Here is a 16,417-nt window from a genome sequence, read left to right as displayed (position 1 = left end):
TCCTACATCTGGGTGCGCGGCCTCGTGCTGGTCGTGTCGGGCGGCCGCTCGGCGCAGGACCTTGCACCGGCCATCCGCTGGTTCGGCATCCAGCGCCTTGTCGGCCTGCCGCTCACCGCCTGGATCGCGGTTGGCTGTTTCGTCGTCTTTTCGCTGATCATGGCCAAGACGCCGTTCGGCCGGCATCTGGTGATGATCGGCGGCAACGAGACGGCGACCTTCCGCGCCGGCATCCGGGTGAACCGCAATCTCATCATCGCCTTCGTGCTTGCCGGCGCCATCGCCGGCCTCGCCGGCTGGCTGCTGGCGATCCGCACGTCGGGCGCCACCGCCAATCTCGGCGTCGGACTGCTGTTCAACGCCTTCGCCGCGGTCGTCATCGGCGGCGTCAGCCTGAAAGGCGGCGTCGGCACCCTGCCCGGCGTCTATGCCGGCGTGCTGCTGCTCTCGGCCATCAACACGGCGATCAATTTGATGGGCCTGCCGGCCAATTTTACCCAGGTGATCCACGGCCTGCTGGTGCTGGCGGCCGTGCTGCTCGACGCCTTCAAGCAAACCATTCGCCAAAGACTCGCATGACAGGACGGCTCGCATGACCAATCGGTTACAAGGCAAGGTAGCGCTGATCATCGGCAGCGCCCGCGGCATCGGCAAGGGCATCGCGCTACGCTTTGCCGAGGAAGGCGCAAGGCTGGTGCTCGCCGACACCGAGGCCGATGCCGGGCAAGCCACCGCTGACGAGTTGGGCGTCCCCTTCATCCGCACCGACATCTCGCAAATGAGCGACGCCGAGGCCGCCGTGGCGCTGGCGCTGAAGCAGCATGGCCGCCTCGACATCATCGTGCAGAATGCCGGCATCTATCCCTGGCAACTGATCGAGAACACCAGCGCCGACGACTGGGACCGCGTCATGGCGGTCAATCTGCGCGGCACCTTCAACGCCAGCCGCGCGGCCCTGGTGCCGATGAAGGCGCAAGGCTTCGGCCGCATGCTCTACACCTCGTCCATCACCGGCCCGCATGTCACCAGCCCGGGCCATGGCCACTATTCGGCCAGCAAGGCCGGCATCAACGGCTTCATCCGCGCCGCCGCACTGGAATTCTCCGGCTACGGCATCACCGTCAACGGCGTCGAGCCCGGCAACATCCTGACCGAAGCCATCGAGCTGCATCGCGGCGCGGCTTACATCAAGAACATGGAGGACTCCATTCCGCTCGGCCGCCTCGGCAGCCCGCGCGACGTCGCCAACGCCTTCCTGTTCCTCGCCTCCGACGATGCCAGCTACATCACCGGCACGACCATCGTCGTCGATGGCGGGCAGTTGCTGCCGGAGGGCAATGATTTTCGACTGTTGCCGCCGTGATTGCAGCATCTACCGAACGACTCGGTTCCGTGTCTTGGCAACAGTTTGAATGGACTAATGGAATGGTGGGCGATGACGGGCTCGAACCGCCGACATCTTCGGTGTAAACGAAGCGCTCTACCAACTGAGCTAATCGCCCGCTCCGGGCCGGACCTTTAAGCGGTCAGGGTCCGCTTCGCAAGGCCAAATGAGCGCAGGACGCCCTGGTTGGATGCCGGTTTTGCCAACAAAACGCCGGCTGTCAAAAAACCTTCTCCTGTTTGCTGTTATGCTGTCCTGTCACGCTTGACACCCGGTGGCGAACCCCTTATCCAGCGCCCCAACGACGAACACGGCTGACACGTGTTCGCCATGCGCGGGTGTAGCTCAGTTGGTTAGAGTGCCGGCCTGTCACGCCGGAGGTCGCGGGTTCGAGCCCCGTCACTCGCGCCATTTATTTCAAGGGGTTAGCTACCGCCCCTTGAAAAATTTCAACTCTCATTTTCCGGAGAGTTTCAACTTTTTGTATTCATTCTGTTCCTGACCAAGCTGTTTGCTACCCTCGCGGCAACTGGCATCGGCGGAACGAACATTTGCCAGATTGACGGTATGTAGTTCTTCTGCAGCGCCTAGTTCTCATCGATCGAATTGCCCATCTTGGCCGAGATCGCCTCGACTCATGCGCCGCCGGCGTTGGCCTCGACCGCGCCCCGAACGCCGCATGTCCATCAGGCGACGCTTCTCCCCTGCCCCGAAGACCAGTTTTGCGCAGGTCGGCAAAATCGTCGACCAGGGAATCCTTCGTGTAAGGCACGCCAGCGCGCGGCTGGCCGCCCCTCGGTCCCGACTCGAAGCCGCGCAAGCGAAAGATTGGCGCATCGTCCAGCAGCGTGACGCCGAGCGATTCGATGTAGGCCAGCACCAGGCGCTGGGTGCACGGCGACAGCGTGCCAAAAGCCGCCGCGCCGCTCTTCGTGCGCGCGATCGGAAAACTCCATTCTTGCGCCCCTGGCAGCACGGCCGGCACCACATCTACGGGTGGCCAATAACGTGACTACAATCCTCACGACTGGTTCTGGACAATCGGCGGTTATGCGCGCCGCGCTAACTTGTGACTGCGTGGATTATGGCTCTATACCAAGAGTATGAGCAGCATTGAAAAGTTCAAAATCCGCAAGTCAAGCGTGTTCGCGTTTTCGCCAACCACCGCCCTTTTGCTTGCGACAGTGGCGCTGCTTGCTGGGTATCTGGCGTTCGCCAATCAAGATTTCCCATTCGGGTTTCACCCTGATGAGGGCTTTAAGGTCGCCTTTTCCGAGGGGCAGGCTCACAACTACAAGCATCCGCCTCTTTTGATCGTGCTTGCTCGAATTGTTGGGTGGTGTGTCGGCGCGGCTTCAGACCACGATTTCTTGATCATTGGGCGCAGCATCAGCGCAGTGGCCGTTATTGGTTCGACCGTAGCGTTGTATCTGACGCTGATGAGACTTGCCGATCCTGCACAGGCTTTCATATGGGCATGCATCTTCGCAGCATCGCCGGTTATTGCCGTGCACGGACATTACTTCAAGGAAGATGCTCTACTGGTACTAGCTATATGTCTCGGCCTTCACGCCCTTCTGAAACTAAAGGCGGAAGCGTCCTTAGTGAACATACTGTATTTTGGTTTCGTCCTCGGAATAGCGATTTCCGCAAAATATCCTGGGGTAGTCAATAGCGCGGGAATGTTTTTAGTCGCGGCGGTATGGGGCGGTGTCTCCAGACGGCAACTCGGGGTTGTAGCGTTGATGGCGACAGCAACGGTTGGGCTTGTCTTTGTCGCCTCATTTGCCACTCAAGAGGGTGGTTCTATCCAAACCGTTATCGCTGGGTTCTTGTACGAACTTGGTCACGCCCAGCGAGGCCACGATCTGAAGGAGTGGTTCTGGGCTGGATATGGTCTCACCCACTTTGTCTATCATTTAGTCCCAGGCCTCACCGGTTTTACAGTTTTGGTTGGAATTCTGGCCATCGGACTATCAGTCTCAGTTGATAGGAACAGGACAACATCGGCGCTGGCGATCGCGGCTTTGCTGTGGCTATTTATACTTGAACTGTCACCGCTCAAATTAGTCGGGTCGGTGAGATATGTGCTTCCGATTGTCCCCTACTTGGTTGCGGCTGCCTGTGTGGCATTCTCTACATCGGTACGCCCGAGATACCCGTCGACCGCTGTAGCAGTGGCTGTCGTGGCGCTCTCGATTACCTTTCATGCGGGATATTCATACGTCCGAAATATGGAACCGGAGAACGACACCCGTTTGACTTCAGCCAAGTTCGTCGCAGAAAATCACCTGACCAATGTCATGCTCGATTATCCAGCAGGCCTGCCCGATCGATATGAAAATGTTGGCTCGTACGACTATCTCGTTTCCACACGCTTTCGGAGATATGACCGAGGTGGTCGGCTAAGCCAGCAAGACCAGATCACTTACAAGCTCTCCTCTATGTTTCATTGCCTGGATGGCCATGTGATCGGGGAATTTTCAAAGGTCTATGGGGACTTTGCCACCGTAGCGCCAACGGTAAAAATTTATGACTTGAAAGCAGGTCGCAATTGTATTCCGACCTTCTAATCTGGTCAGAACAGCGCGTCTTCTCCGATCAAAATCAAGGCAGCGGGTGATCGGTAGGGATCGGCCGAGGCTTCCGTGCTTGGCTGAAAGGCTCCTTCGCTCGGCCGGTAATCCTTCGTGCCAGTCCGGCGACGAGGTCCTCAATCCAGCGGCGAAAGCGGTGCTCGACGCTCCACGAAACGAGCGCCGCGAGCCCAATGACGACCACAGCAGCGATACCGATCCGCGCGTACGAATTCACAACAAATGGATATAGAGCCCGAATGAGGGCGATGCCGATATTCTGGTGGAGCAGATAAAGCGGGTAGCTGATCAGCCCGATAAACGTAATCGGCCGCCATATTCGAAGGCCGCGCGACTGGACGCCGATCAGGCCAAAAACCGAAACCAACGCGATGGAGAGCGCATACTCAGTTCTGCCCCAAACGGCAAAGACTACTCCGATGCATGCAGCAGCGACAACCGTCTGGATCAATGCCGAGGACCGGTAAGCAGCAATGCCCATCAAAAAGAACAGGCTGCTGGGGAACAGAAAATATGGATCGGCAATTCCAAGATACGGGTAGACGAGTGCAGGGTGGTTGGGCCAAGCCGAAGCAAAAAACGCGGTTGCACCCAAGGCAGTGTATGCGCCAAAAATTGGCAGTGATTGGCGTGGTGCCAGGTAGTAGATCGAGGCAAAGGCCACGTAGAACTTAGCTTCCTCCATAAGGGACCAATAGGCGCCGTCCACAAACGGTGTTCGTGTGATTAGGGGGTACCAAAACGCATTTCTCACCGCATCGGCGAATGATACATCCCTACCCGGAAGGCCCAGAAGACTAACCGCGGCCATCGTGACTAGGATGCATGCGACCAGGGCCGGTTGAAGGCGGGCAAAACGGCGCAACAAGAACAGACCGATGGTGCTGGATCGCTCGGCGGTCATCGCGATGCAATAGCCGCTGATGACGAAGAACAAGTAGACTCCAATTCGTCCAAATCTGGGCAGTTCTATCGCGTTGTCGAAGTGTAGGTAGTCTGCCGGAAACCGCCCTGTGAAGTGGAAGGCCACAACGATCAAAACAGCGATAGCCCGCAAGGCATCGATTGAGTCATATCGTCTGCTATCGACTCCGGCCAATGGGCGAGCTTCCTTTCCACAGTCGAAGCTAGCCCAAACAGCAAACGCCTGCATAGCTGAAAATCACATCGAAGACTGAATCCAGTTCGTGCGGCCGCTGACAAGGTGCCAAGGCAGCGCCGGCCGACGCCGCGATCGGCGGGCGCCGGTCTCGGCGTCTCCGGCACCCTAGAGAGTCTTCAGGAACAGCTTTCACCGCTGTCCTATGCCAGTGAGTGGATTTATCAGGATCATCGTGATTCTCGCCCTGATAAGCGCCCTTTTGCCACGAATTCGACCTATGCGAGAGTCGAAACCAAGCGTTGTTGCGTTTGGGGTTTTCACTGCCTGTCACGCCGGAGGTCGCGGGTTCGAGCCCCGTCACTCGCGCCATTTCTCTCAAGGGTATCAAGCTCTTGGCTTCAGAGAAATGTCGACATTGATTGTCAAAAACATTGTCTTGCAAGAGACCTGAGGTCACTCAGGTCCTTTCAGCCCTTGCCTACGCTTGGCCCTGCAAGATCACCCCCTCGCCAGCAGTGCCTCGACCTCCTGCAACGTCGGCATCGACGGTGCAGTCCCCGGTCGCGTCACGGAGATACCGGCGACGGCGCAGGCGAAGCGCACCGCCTGCAGCGGCTCCACGCCCCGCGACAACGCTGCGGCCAGGCCGCCATTGAAGGCATCGCCTGCCCCCGTGGTTTCGACTACCGGGCCGGCGCTGACGGCTGGAACATGGTCGGAGCGCTCCTTCGAGTGCAAAAGCGCGCCCTTGTCGCCGAGCGTGACGATGACCGTGCCGACCCCCTTTTCGAGCAGGCTGTCCGCGGCGCGCCGCGCCTCGTCGACCGTGGACACCTTCATCCCGGTCAGTTCCTCCGTCTCGGTCTCGTTGGGCGTGAGATAGTCGCACAGCGTGTAGATGCGGTCGGGAAGCTTTGCCGCCGGGGCCGGGTTGAGGATCGTCGTCACCCCTGCCCCACGCGCGATCTCCAGCGCCCGCATGGCTGCTTCGATCGGCTGTTCGAGTTGGGTGACAAAGACGCCGGCATTGCTGATCAATGCAGCATTGGCTTCGATATCGGCTGGAGAGATCAGCATGGCAGCACCGGGGCTGACGATGATGGCGTTGTTGCCGCTGGTCTCCTCGACGAAGATGTAGGCCGCACCGGTGTAGCTTTCCGGCGTATCGATGACGGCATTTTTCACGCCCGCCTGCGCCCAGGTCTGCCTCGCCATGTCGGCGAAGGGATCGACGCCGAGGCGGGTGAGGAAGGTGACGTCGGCGCCGAGCTTGCCGGCGGCAACCGCCTGGTTAGAACCCTTGCCGCCCGGCCCCAGCGTGAAGGATGTGCCGAGGATGGTTTCGCCCATGCGCGGCTGCCGCTGCGCCCTGTAGGCGGTGTCGGCGACGAACACACCCAATATGACGACAGGCTTCATGACGACCGGCTTGCCCGAAGCCATGCCGCTACTGCGCATCCGGCGGCACGACGCCCTTGCGGAAGGCGAAGCAGCCGTAGAAGCGGCGCTCACCTGTCTGGATGACGCAATAGGCCTGTTTGGCGCGCTCGTAAAAGGCATAGCGCTCGACCGCGATCATCGGCCACGACTTGCCCTCGGCCTTGTCGACCTCCTTCTGCACTTCGCTTTGTACGGGCGGAATTTCGTCGGGCTTGCCGACGATTTCCATGCGCGCGGCCGAGTCGTCGACGAATGTATCGAGCGGGTAGAGCGACAGCACCGCCTTGACCACTTGCGCCGCCGAGGCATCGATGCGCAGCACGCGGCCGAGCGCCGTTTGGCGCGCCACCGAATCGGACGGAAAATTGGTGTCGGCGATGATCAGATCATCGCCATGCCCCATTGCCCGCAATGCCTGCAGCACGTCGGCATTGAGCAGCGGGTTGATGCCTTTGAGCATGGTATTCCTCGTGAGTTGGGATCAGAGACGCTTGCCGGTCTCTGCGTCGAAAAGATGGATCTGGTCGAGCCGTGGCTTCAGCTTCAACGTATCGCCCGGCTTGAAGTCGTGGCGCTCGCGAAACAGCGCCACCATCTCGCCTTCGCCGAAGCGCAGGAACACCAGCGTTTCCGAGCCGGTCGGCTCGACCACCGAAATCTTCGCCGGCACGCCGTCGGGATGGATTTCGAGATGCTCCGGTCGCACGCCATAGACGACGGCTTGCCCGTCCTGTGCGGCGTTGCCCGATGCGATCGGGAACAGCGTGCCCGCGATGTCGACACCGGGCTTGTCGCCTTTGCGCATGGTGCCCTTGAGCAGGTTCATCGACGGCGAGCCGATGAAGCCGGCGACAAACAGGTTGGCCGGTCTGTCGAACAGTTCCAACGGCGCGCCGACCTGCTCGATGCGGCCGTCGCGCATGACGACTATCTTGTCGGCCATGGTCATGGCCTCGATCTGGTCGTGGGTGACATAGATGGTGGTGGTCTTCAGCCTCTGGTGCAGTTCCTTGATCTCGGTGCGCATCTGCACGCGCAGCTTGGCGTCGAGATTGGACAGCGGCTCATCGAACAGGAACACCTGCGGATTGCGCACGATGGCGCGGCCCATGGCCACGCGTTGGCGCTGGCCGCCGGAAAGCTGGCGGGGATAGCGCTTCAGATAGGGGTTGAGGTCGAGGATGTCGGCGGCGCGCTTGACCCGCTCGGCGACCACGGCCGGATCGGTTTTCCTGAGCTTGAGCGCGAAGGCCATGTTCTGCTCGACCGTCTTGTGCGGATAGAGCGCATAGTTCTGGAATACCATGGCGATGTCGCGCTTGGCCGGCGGCAGATGATTGACGACGCGGTCGCCGATGGCGATCGTACCGGCGGAGACGGTCTCCAGCCCGGCCACCATCCTGAGCAATGTGGACTTACCGCAACCCGAAGGGCCAACCAGCACCACGAACTGTCCGTCTGCGATATCGACGCTGACTTCGTGCAGAACCTTGACCGTTCCAAAGGCCTTGGCCACCTTGCTGATCGCGACTTGCGCCATGTCTCCCCCATCGGCTCCATTAGCCGTAGGCGCAGAAGCTAACCAACGCGACCTGTCAGGGCAAGTCGGTCCCTTATAGATAAAAACCCGTTCTCGTTGACACGGCGTTTGGTTGTGAGAATAGTGGCTGGCGCTGGTCAAAATGTCGGTACCCGATCCGCAGGGAAATTCAATCGACGCAGGGTGGGGTCCTGCCTAATTCGTTTCCGAAACGGGAGCATCGTTGGCGCTCCGGCGTCCGACAGTTGGCCGATTTATTCACACTAATGTTCTGGGAGGAATAGGCGATGAGAACGGGTCTTTACGACAAACTGGTTCGAGCCGGCGCCACAAGGCGCGACATATTGAAAGGCGCGGCCAGCATGGCCGCGATCGCAGCCGCATCCGGCGCCGGACTTGGCGCCTTGACGCGCCCGGCCTCCGCGGCAAGCGAATTGCGCACCAAAATCCTGCAGATCCCAGGCGTCGGCAAAGGCCAGCCGACGGACGCCGATTTCCAGAAGGTCGGTGAACTCTGCCTCGAGGCGACCAAGGCCAATGTCAAGGAAGGCGAATTCGCCGGCGTCGAGCTGACCTTCATGGGTCTCAACAACCAGAACCTGCACAATGTGCTGTTCCGCGGCTTCCTGAAGCCGTGGGAGACCTATACCGGCGCCAAGATCAACTGGATCGACCTGGCGCAGGCCGATTACAATGCCCGCCTGCAGCAGTCGATCGCGACCGGCACCGTCGATTTCGACATTATCGAAATGGGCGCGCCGTTCGAAGGCGATGTCTGCGGCAAGGGCCTGACGTCGGAAATGCCCGACTGGGTCAAGACCCAGATCGATTTCGACGATCTGGTCAGCTATCTGAAGCCGCCGGTCGGCACCTGGGACGGCAAGCAATACCGCGTGACCGTCGACGGCGACGCGCACAACTTCAACTACCGCACCGACGTGTTCGCCGATGCCGACCTCGCCAAGGCCTGGAAGGACGGCGGCGGCGAAGGTGAATGGGGCGTACCCAAGACCTGGCAGCAGGTTCAGGCGGTGACCAAGTTCCTCAAGGGCAAGAAGCTCAAGGACCAGGACGTCTATGGCTATCTCGACGCGCCAAAGCCCTGGGGCGGCTTCGGCTTCTATTTCCTCGGCAGCCGCGCCACCGCTTATGCCAAGCACCCCGACGACAAGGCTTGGCTGTTCGACGCCGACACGATGAAGCCGCGCGTCAACAATCCGGCCTGGGTGCGCGCCATCCAGGACGTCATCGACGCGCTGCCTTCCGAACCCGCCGACCAGATCAACGCCGATCCGAACACGACCGCCTTCCAGCAGTTCCTGGCCGGCACCGGCTCGATGGTCACCTGGTGGGGCGACGTCGGCTCCAACGTCAAGACCAACGACTCTTCCGTCGTCGGCGACGTCACCGGCTTCTCGATCCTGCCGGGCTCGGACGATGTCTACAATGCGAAGACCGGCGCCTGGGACAAGCTCGCCAGCGGCCCGAACTATGCGCCCAACTGCGCCTATCTCGGCTGGGGCGTCTATGTGATGGCCCGCGTCGATGCCGACGAAAAGAAGAAGAAGGCGGCATGGTCCGCCGCCGCCCATCTCGGCGGGAAGGACCTGTCGATCTGGACGGCGATGTATCCGTCGGGCTTCCAGCCCTACCGCAACTCGCATTTCGACATTCCCGAATGGGTGGCGGCTGGCTACGACGAGGCCTTCATCACCTCCTACCTCAAGTCGGAATCAGACAGCTACAACCATCCGAACGCGGCGATCGAGCCACGCATCCCCGGCATTTTCCAGTACTACAGCGCAGCCGAGGACATCCTGGCCAACACTTTCGCCGGCAAGATGAAGGCGCAGGAAGGCGCCGACGCCATCGCGGCGGCCTGGGAGAAGCTGACCGATCAGATCGGCCGCGACAACCAGATCAAGCTCTACAAAGCCTCGCTCGGCATGTAGGCTGGCCTATGAACCGTGGTCCGGCGGCAACGCCGGACCACTTTAGACCGGCTCCGGCTCCTCGAGAGCCTTCAAACGGGCGAGATTTGTGGCTGACCAGACTTCGACCGCGAACCAGTGGCCGGCAGATGCCGGCCCTTCCGATCTGATCTCTCCAGGCCGCAAACGCCTTGGCTGGGCGCTGATGGCCGTTGCGACGCTTGGCCTGCTGGCGACGATCGTGCTGGAGATCCTCTACAAGGGCAGCACCGATACGATCGGCTTCGAGACCTGGCGCCCCGTCGTCTATGCCTATGTGCTGTGGGGCGTGGCGATCGGCATCGGCCAGGTGCTGACGCGCGGCGAGGACGGCCAGCGTGCCCTGTTCCTGCTGCCGGCGCTGCTGTTCACCATCGCCATGGTGATCTTCCCGACGCTGTTCGGTTTCTACATCGCGCTGACCGACTGGAACCTCAGCTCGTTCAGCGGTCGCAAGTTCAACGGGCTCGACAATTTCTGGCAGATGCTGGCCGATCCCTACTACCGCAACGCGCTGTTCAACATGGTGCTCTATGTGTTGGCGGTGGCGGTCGAATATGTCATCGCCTTCGGCCTGGCGCTGCTGCTCAACGCGCAGATCCGGGCGCGAAAATTCTTCCGCGTCGTCTTCCTGATGCCGCTGATGCTGTCCCCGGTCGCGGTGTCGTGGATGATCGGCAAGTCGCTGATGGAATACCGGTTCGGACCGGCAGCAACGCTGGCGCGCCATCTCGGCTGGGAAAATCCCGCCTTCTTCTCCGACCCGATCATCGCGCGCATATCGATCATGATACTGGATGCCTGGACCTTCATTCCATTCATGATGATCATGCTGCTGGCCGGGCTGCAGGCGATGTCGCGCGAGGTGCTCGAAGCCGCACGCGTCGATGGCGCCAATGCGTGGCAGACCTTCTGGCAGGTCACTTTTCCGCTGATGTTGCCGGTGTCGGTAACGGCGGTGATCCTGCGCATCATCTTCAAGCTGAAGCTTGCCGACATCATCATCACCGTGACATCCGGCGGCCCCGGCGGCGCCACCGATTCCGTGTCGAGCTTCATCTATCGCGAATATCGCGATCGTTCGAATGTCGGCTACGGAACCATGCTGGCGATGGCCTATCTGGTGATCATCGTCGTCTTCGTCACGTGGCTGTTGAAATTCGCCAACCGTTTTGTCCGCAATGTCAATTAAAGCAAGATGGGGGTGAATTGAGCCCGATGAGCGTTCAGACCACCGAATATGTCGCCTCGGAGATCCGCTCGCCGGCGAGCTTCCTCGCCAGCCGCGTTTTCATCTATGGGGCGCTGGCCTTCTGGGCGTTCATCTGCCTGTTCCCGATCTATTGGACGGTGACAACCTCGTTCAAGACCGCGGTCGACGTCACGCAGGGCCATCTCATCCCGTTCGTCGACTTTCAGCCGGACTGGAAAGGCTGGCGCTCGCTCGGCCTGTCGCCGGACTCGATCTTCCAGACCTCGACGGTGCGCGAGGAGTTCCTCAAGCGCTTCATGAATTCGGTGATCACCTCGGTCGGCGCGTCGAGCCTCGCCATTGTCATCGGCAGCCTCGCCGCCTACGGGCTCACCCGCTATCGCTATCATTTCGCGTGGTTCAAGAACGAGGACATCTCGTTCTTCTTCCTATCGCAGCTGATCCTGCCGCCGGTGGTGCTGGCGCTGCCCTTCCTGGTGCTCTATCGCGAGGTCGGACTGCTCGACACGCGCGTCGGTCTGATCCTGCTTTACACGCTGATGGTGCTGCCGATCGTCATCTGGATCATGCGCGACCAGTTCAACTCGATCCCGGTCGAGCTCGAGGAAGCAGCCCTTGTCGACGGGCTGTCGATCTGGGGGGCGTTCTTCCGCATCGTCATGCCGATCGCGCTGCCGGGCATGGTCGCCGCCTTCATCCTGGCGATGGTGCTGTGCTGGAACGAGTATTTCTTCGCCGCCCTTTTGACCTCGACCGACGCCAAGACCATCCCGGTCATGGTGGCGAGCCAGACCGGATCGCAAGGCATCAACTGGTGGTCGATGGCGGCGCTCGCCACGGCAGCCATCGCGCCGCTGGCGGTGATCGGCATCGCGCTTGAGCGCTATCTGATCATGGGCATGACCGCGGGCGCGGTGAAGTAGCAGGGCCCCCTCTTGCCTTCTCCCCCTGTGGGGTGAGCAGCCGGTTCGCCGAAGGCGAATTCATCGTGCCAGTGGCACGATGAAAGGCCGGCGAACGCCGGGACGCTGCGAAGCAGCGGGGACCCGGCAGGGTGGACCGACTAACCACGCCCGGCCCTTCGCAGGCTCAGGGCGTTCTAAGCTCGAAAAGCCAAGCAATTGGCTTTTCGTCCGCGACGCGGACCGCTTCTCACCCCACAGGGGGAGAAGGAAGAACCGCGCTAGCCGCTCAATATCTCCCGCAGATGATCAAGGATCATCGCCACGCCCTTCTGCCCGAGTTCCGCCGATGCCTCATTGGCGCTCGCCGTATACCAGCTGGTATTGTCGGCAAAGCGGTCGGCATCCACAGCCTCCGGGCATAGCGCCAGCATCAGCGAGGTCTCGCCGATGCCGGCATGATCGAACGGGTACTTGCCGTTCATGTCAGCCGACATCAGCGGATGCACCTGCACCCAGTTGAAGAAATTTTCACCCGCGGCGTGCCCGGAATAGTAGTCGGCCATCGCCTGCGAACCCCACCAGCCCTCGCCGCGCTCCTTTTCGAGGAAGCGGAAGATCGCCTGGCGGCCGGCGGTCTTGAACGCCAGATCGGTCGGCATGCCGGCGGCAAAGTTCTCGGTCTGGTGGTGAATGATGGCGTGAATGTTGCGAAAGCCGATGCGCAGCAGGCTGTAGAACAGCTCCTCGCCGAACGGCGCCAGCGCATTGCCGCCGACCTGCACCGAGCCGCTGCCTTCCGGCGGCGCCACCGCATAGCTCGCAGCACCGTAATAGAACGGTGGCAGGATGACGATGTCTCTTTCCTTCTCGAACAGTTCCAGCGTCTTGACGACGGCCAGCGTGTCCATGCCGACAGCCATGTGCTCGCCATGGTATTCGAGCACGCCGAGCGGCAGAGCGACCGGCCAATTCTCAGCGATCGCCCTGCGGATCTGGTGTGGCAGCATCAGTTCGTAGCGCATGATCTATTCCATGTTGGTGTGGCGGGCGCGCATGGCTTCGGGCGACGCCCCGATCAATTCCCTGAGTTTCAGCACCATCACCTCGAACAGCAGGAACAGCGCGCCTTCGAACACCGAGCCCATCGGCAGCACCGATGTCTTCTGCGCCCCCTGATCGTTGGCCATGGTCTGCGCGGGAATGAGCAGGGTGAAGTCGGCAAGCCTTGCCGCGCTGCCTTCGGCCTGGGCGGTCAGCAGGAGGTTGGTCGCGCCGGCATCGTGCGCGACCTGCATCAGGGTCAGCACGGTCGAGGTCTCTCCCGGTCCGGAACTGACCAAGAAAACATCGCCCTGCCCCAGCGGCGGCGTGTTCATGTCGCCAACCACGGAAACCGGCAGGCCCAAATGGTAGAGCCGCATGGCAAAACCCTTGACCTGCAAGGCCTCGCGGCCGCAGCCATAGACGACGATCCGGCGCGCGCCGGCCAGCATTTTGCAGGCGGCATCGATCCGGCTTTCGTCGATGCGTGCCAGCACGCCGCCGAGTTCCTCAAGCGCGGTCTCGAACAGGCTTTTGCTCTTGTCGCTCACCGCGATCCTGCCATCAAAAATCACCCCTGGGATTTGCCGCCCTTGCTGCCACGAACAGCTTGATTTCGTTCATGCTAGCAACCGCGAAAATGCGTGTCCAACGCGCAGCGATGCTTTTGCCTGATCACAGGCATGATAGTGTCATGTCAGACAAATCAAGTGAGGCAAACGGCAGCATATGAAGACACGGCATTTCGACCGCATCGGCAATGGCGGCATCAGTTTCACCGAGCTCGGCTTCGGCGCGGCGCCGCTCGGCAACCTCTACCGTGCCGTCTCCGACGAGGACGCCAACGCCACGCTGGAAGCCGCGTGGGCGACCGGCTGCCGCTACTACGACACCGCGCCGCTCTATGGGCTCGGCCTCTCGGAAACGCGGCTCAACCCGTTCCTGCGCGGCAAGAAGCGCGACGACTATGTGCTGTCGAGCAAGGTCGGCCGCATCATGCGCGCCTGCCCGCCCGAAGAGCGCACCGGCATCGGCAAGTTCTTCGACACGCCGTCGCGCCGCGAAGTGTACGACTACAGCTATGACGGTGTCATGCGCTCGTTCGAAGCCTCGCTTGAGCGCCTCGGCGTCGACCGGATCGACATCCTCTTCGTGCACGATGTCGACATCTTCACGCATGGCAGCAAGGAAGCCTCCGACCGGCGCATCGAGGAGTTCCTGCGCTCGGGCTATTACGGCTTGCTTTCGCTGCGCGACCAGGGCGTGATCAAGGCGTTCGGTGGCGGGATCAATGAGTGGCAGGTCGCGCAGACGCTGGCCGAGCGCGGCGACTTCGACCTGTTCCTGTTGGCCGGACGCTATACGCTCCTGGAACAGGAGGCGCTGACGTCCTTCCTGCCGCTTTGCCAGGCACGCGGCATCGGCATCGTTCTCGGCGGCCCCTACAACTCCGGCATCCTGGCGACCGGACCGAAGCCCGGCGCCTACTACAACTACTCGGAAGCGCCGAAGGACATACTCGATCGGGTCGCCGGGATCGAAAACGTCTGCAAGCGTCATGGTGTCAGGCTGATCGAGGCCGCCCTGCAATTCCCGCTGCTGCACCCGTCGGTCGTCTCGGTGGTCCCCGGTGGCCAGCGGCCGAGCGAAGTTGAGAGCAATCGCTCGCTGCTCGATGCGAAACTGCCCCCAGCGCTTTGGGCCGATCTCAAGAAGGAAGGTCTGATGCGCACCGAGGCGCCGACCGCGTAAGCCGGCCGCCGTCGCGTCAGCATCGGGCACAAAAAATGAAAAGCCGGGCAAGCCCGGCTTTTCTGGTCGCGTGTACCTGCGCAGGGCATAAAAAATGAAAAGCCGGGCAAGCCCGGCTTTTCTGGTCGCATGTACCCGCGTAGGGCGCCAAAATGAAAAGCCGGGCAAGCCCGGCTTTTCTGAGGTCTCTGAAAAGAAAAAACGCTTAGTTGACTGCGTCCTTGAGGCCTTTGCCGGCCGAGAACTTCGGCACGGTGCGCGCCGGGATCTTCACTTCGGCGCCGGTCTGAGGATTGCGGCCGGTCGACGCCGCACGCTTTGACACGGAGAAATTGCCAAAGCCGACAAGCCGGACATCGCCGCCCTTCTTCAGTTCGCCGGTGATCACGGAAAATACCGCATCGACCGCCGACTGCGCGTCACCCTTCGAAATGCTCGCGGCGTCGGCGACAGCGGACACCAGTTCGTTCTTGTTCATAAAAATTCCCTTCCATGAGAACACCGGAACTATCGACTCATCCGGCAGGAAACGGACTTTAGAAAGAAGCGCTCCCGCAACCAAGTCGAAAAGGCAGGAAAAAAGCGGAAAAAGCCCGGAAATGCTGGGTTTTTCACATGAAAAAGCCGGGCTCTAGGCCCGGCTCTCCGTTTGTGCGCTGCAACCTTGACGAAAACCAACGCATGGCCCCGAAAACCGTCGCCGGTTTTCGGAAAGGGCCATGCGCAAGTCCGAGCGTTAGAGCGTCCTTTGTGCGTCCAGATGGACGCCCGGCGCTCTAATGCGCCAGGGACTTTCCAGCGTCGTCGGCACTGTCTGTCGAGGCCGGCGGATTGACCGGTTCGACCCATTCGATCGGCTCCGGCATACGCACCAGCGCGTGGCGCAACACCTCGCCGACACGTGAGACCGGAATGATCTCCATGCCGTTCTTCACGTTGTCCGGGATTTCCGCCAGATCCTTGGCATTGTCTTCCGGGATCAGCACCTTCTTGATGCCGCCGCGCAGCGCGGCGAGCAGCTTCTCCTTGAGCCCGCCGATGGGCAAGATGCGGCCGCGAAGCGTTATCTCACCGGTCATCGCCACATCCGCCCGGACCGGAATACCCGTCAGTACCGACACAATGGCTGTCGCCATGGCAGCACCCGCAGACGGGCCGTCCTTCGGCGTGGCGCCTTCCGGCAAGTGCACGTGGATGTCGCGCTTGTCGAACAGCGGCGGCTCGATGCCGAAGTCGACGGCGCGCGAGCGGACATAGGAGGCCGCCGCCGAAATCGATTCCTTCATCACGTCGCGCAGGTTGCCGGTCACCGTCATGCGGCCCTTGCCGGGCATCATGACGCCTTCGACCGTCAGCAGTTCGCCGCCGACTTCCGTCCAGGCAAGACCTGTAACGACACCGACCTGATCGTCAGCCTCGACCTGGCCGAAGCGGTAGCGCTGCACACCAAGGTAATCGGAGAGGTTCTCCGCC

Annotated in this window: 15 protein-coding genes and 2 tRNA genes; 8 read left to right on the top strand and 9 right to left on the bottom strand. The window is 61.1% G+C overall.

Annotated elements, in window-relative coordinates; translation table 11 throughout:
* The coding region (locus EOD15_RS12060; RefSeq protein WP_148129532.1) for an ABC transporter permease at positions 1-579 on the top strand (579 nt) is incomplete at its 5' end.
* Between the two features lie 13 nt (positions 580-592).
* Entirely contained in the window at positions 593-1,363 is a 771-nt protein-coding gene (locus tag EOD15_RS12055; RefSeq protein WP_127267956.1) for an SDR family NAD(P)-dependent oxidoreductase, read from the top strand.
* 63 nt (positions 1,364-1,426) lie between these two features.
* Here the strand turns inward: EOD15_RS12055 and EOD15_RS12050 are convergent.
* Positions 1,427-1,502: transfer RNA gene (locus EOD15_RS12050), tRNA-Val, on the bottom strand.
* A gap of 216 nt (positions 1,503-1,718) precedes the next feature.
* On the opposite strand from EOD15_RS12050, the gene EOD15_RS12045 reads away from it, so the two are divergent.
* Both EOD15_RS12045 and EOD15_RS12040 read left to right on the top strand, forming a co-directional pair.
* Positions 1,719-1,795, top strand: a tRNA-Asp gene (locus EOD15_RS12045).
* A 692-nt stretch (positions 1,796-2,487) separates the two neighbouring features.
* Positions 2,488-3,957 carry a glycosyltransferase family 39 protein gene (locus tag EOD15_RS12040; RefSeq protein WP_127321120.1) on the top strand — a complete coding sequence of 490 codons (1,470 nt, stop codon included), beginning with the start codon at positions 2,488-2,490 and terminating at the stop codon, positions 3,955-3,957.
* A 34-nt stretch (positions 3,958-3,991) separates the two neighbouring features.
* On the opposite strand, the gene EOD15_RS12035 is transcribed toward EOD15_RS12040, so the two are convergent.
* The 4 genes from EOD15_RS12035 to ugpC all read right to left on the bottom strand — a co-directional run bounded on the left by EOD15_RS12035 (position 3,992) and on the right by ugpC (position 8,063).
* Complete coding sequence (locus EOD15_RS12035; RefSeq protein ID WP_245465797.1) at positions 3,992-5,080, bottom strand: acyltransferase; 1,089 nt, start codon at positions 5,078-5,080, stop codon at positions 3,992-3,994.
* Between the two features lie 501 nt (positions 5,081-5,581).
* Complete coding sequence (gene rbsK, locus EOD15_RS12030; protein ID WP_127408517.1) at positions 5,582-6,526, bottom strand: ribokinase; 945 nt, start codon at positions 6,524-6,526, stop codon at positions 5,582-5,584.
* A gap of 4 nt (positions 6,527-6,530) precedes the next feature.
* Positions 6,531-6,983 (bottom strand): RbsD/FucU family protein, encoded by a 453-nt coding sequence (locus EOD15_RS12025; protein WP_127322987.1) that lies wholly within the window; start codon positions 6,981-6,983, stop codon positions 6,531-6,533.
* 21 nt (positions 6,984-7,004) lie between these two features.
* Entirely contained in the window at positions 7,005-8,063 is a 1,059-nt protein-coding gene (ugpC, locus tag EOD15_RS12020; RefSeq protein WP_127322988.1) for a sn-glycerol-3-phosphate ABC transporter ATP-binding protein UgpC, read from the bottom strand.
* A 287-nt stretch (positions 8,064-8,350) separates the two neighbouring features.
* On the opposite strand from ugpC, the gene EOD15_RS12015 reads away from it, so the two are divergent.
* The 3 genes from EOD15_RS12015 to EOD15_RS12005 all read left to right on the top strand — a co-directional run bounded on the left by EOD15_RS12015 (position 8,351) and on the right by EOD15_RS12005 (position 12,169).
* A complete protein-coding gene (locus EOD15_RS12015; RefSeq protein WP_013532183.1) occupies positions 8,351-10,015 on the top strand; it encodes a sugar ABC transporter substrate-binding protein in 1,665 nt (554 codons plus the stop codon).
* Between the two features lie 88 nt (positions 10,016-10,103).
* Positions 10,104-11,225, top strand: a complete 1,122-nt coding sequence (locus tag EOD15_RS12010) for a sugar ABC transporter permease (protein WP_127321754.1) — start codon at positions 10,104-10,106, stop codon at positions 11,223-11,225.
* A 26-nt stretch (positions 11,226-11,251) separates the two neighbouring features.
* Entirely contained in the window at positions 11,252-12,169 is a 918-nt protein-coding gene (locus tag EOD15_RS12005; protein ID WP_127321755.1) for a carbohydrate ABC transporter permease, read from the top strand.
* A 260-nt stretch (positions 12,170-12,429) separates the two neighbouring features.
* On the opposite strand, the gene EOD15_RS12000 is transcribed toward EOD15_RS12005, so the two are convergent.
* The gene (locus tag EOD15_RS12000) at positions 12,430-13,173 is read right to left on the bottom strand and encodes a creatininase family protein (protein ID WP_127321756.1); all 744 of its coding nucleotides are present in this window, start codon (positions 13,171-13,173) and stop codon (positions 12,430-12,432) included.
* Between the two features lie 3 nt (positions 13,174-13,176).
* Positions 13,177-13,743 carry an SIS domain-containing protein gene (locus EOD15_RS11995; protein ID WP_127321757.1) on the bottom strand — a complete coding sequence of 189 codons (567 nt, stop codon included), beginning with the start codon at positions 13,741-13,743 and terminating at the stop codon, positions 13,177-13,179.
* A gap of 178 nt (positions 13,744-13,921) precedes the next feature.
* On the opposite strand from EOD15_RS11995, the gene EOD15_RS11990 reads away from it, so the two are divergent.
* On the top strand, positions 13,922-14,944 hold the full coding sequence (locus EOD15_RS11990) for an aldo/keto reductase (RefSeq protein WP_127408516.1): 1,023 nt from the start codon (positions 13,922-13,924) through the stop codon (positions 14,942-14,944).
* A 205-nt stretch (positions 14,945-15,149) separates the two neighbouring features.
* On the opposite strand, the gene hupB is transcribed toward EOD15_RS11990, so the two are convergent.
* Positions 15,150-15,422, bottom strand: coding sequence for a DNA-binding protein HupB (hupB, locus tag EOD15_RS11985; protein WP_127268007.1), 273 nt, complete (start codon positions 15,420-15,422; stop codon positions 15,150-15,152).
* A gap of 298 nt (positions 15,423-15,720) precedes the next feature.
* Positions 15,721-16,417: S16 family serine protease (locus tag EOD15_RS11980; RefSeq protein ID WP_281035557.1), on the bottom strand; the 697-nt coding region annotated here is incomplete at its 5' end.

This window comes from Mesorhizobium sp. M7A.T.Ca.US.000.02.2.1 (genome assembly GCF_003996995.1).
In the GTDB taxonomy this organism is placed as follows: Bacteria; Pseudomonadota; Alphaproteobacteria; order Rhizobiales; family Rhizobiaceae; genus Mesorhizobium.
The sequence above is the reverse complement of the archived record's forward strand: the minus strand, read 5'-3'. Positions and strand labels throughout refer to the sequence as shown.

What these genes read in the sequence shown, in the direction of transcription:
- EOD15_RS11990 (WP_127408516.1), top strand. Translation starts at nt 13,922, where the DNA reads ATGAAGACACGGCATTTCGACCGCATCGGCAATGGCGGCATCAGTTTC.
- EOD15_RS12055 (WP_127267956.1), top strand. Translation starts at nt 593, where the DNA reads ATGACCAATCGGTTACAAGGCAAGGTAGCGCTGATCATCGGCAGCGCC.
- EOD15_RS12025 (WP_127322987.1), bottom strand. Translation starts at nt 6,983, where the DNA reads ATGCTCAAAGGCATCAACCCGCTGCTCAATGCCGACGTGCTGCAGGCA.
- hupB (WP_127268007.1), bottom strand. Translation starts at nt 15,422, where the DNA reads ATGAACAAGAACGAACTGGTGTCCGCTGTCGCCGACGCCGCGAGCATT.
- EOD15_RS12040 (WP_127321120.1), top strand. Translation starts at nt 2,488, where the DNA reads ATGAGCAGCATTGAAAAGTTCAAAATCCGCAAGTCAAGCGTGTTCGCG.
- EOD15_RS12000 (WP_127321756.1), bottom strand. Translation starts at nt 13,173, where the DNA reads ATGCGCTACGAACTGATGCTGCCACACCAGATCCGCAGGGCGATCGCT.
- EOD15_RS12015 (WP_013532183.1), top strand. Translation starts at nt 8,351, where the DNA reads ATGAGAACGGGTCTTTACGACAAACTGGTTCGAGCCGGCGCCACAAGG.
- rbsK (WP_127408517.1), bottom strand. Translation starts at nt 6,526, where the DNA reads ATGGCTTCGGGCAAGCCGGTCGTCATGAAGCCTGTCGTCATATTGGGT.
- EOD15_RS12005 (WP_127321755.1), top strand. Translation starts at nt 11,252, where the DNA reads ATGAGCGTTCAGACCACCGAATATGTCGCCTCGGAGATCCGCTCGCCG.
- ugpC (WP_127322988.1), bottom strand. Translation starts at nt 8,063, where the DNA reads ATGGCGCAAGTCGCGATCAGCAAGGTGGCCAAGGCCTTTGGAACGGTC.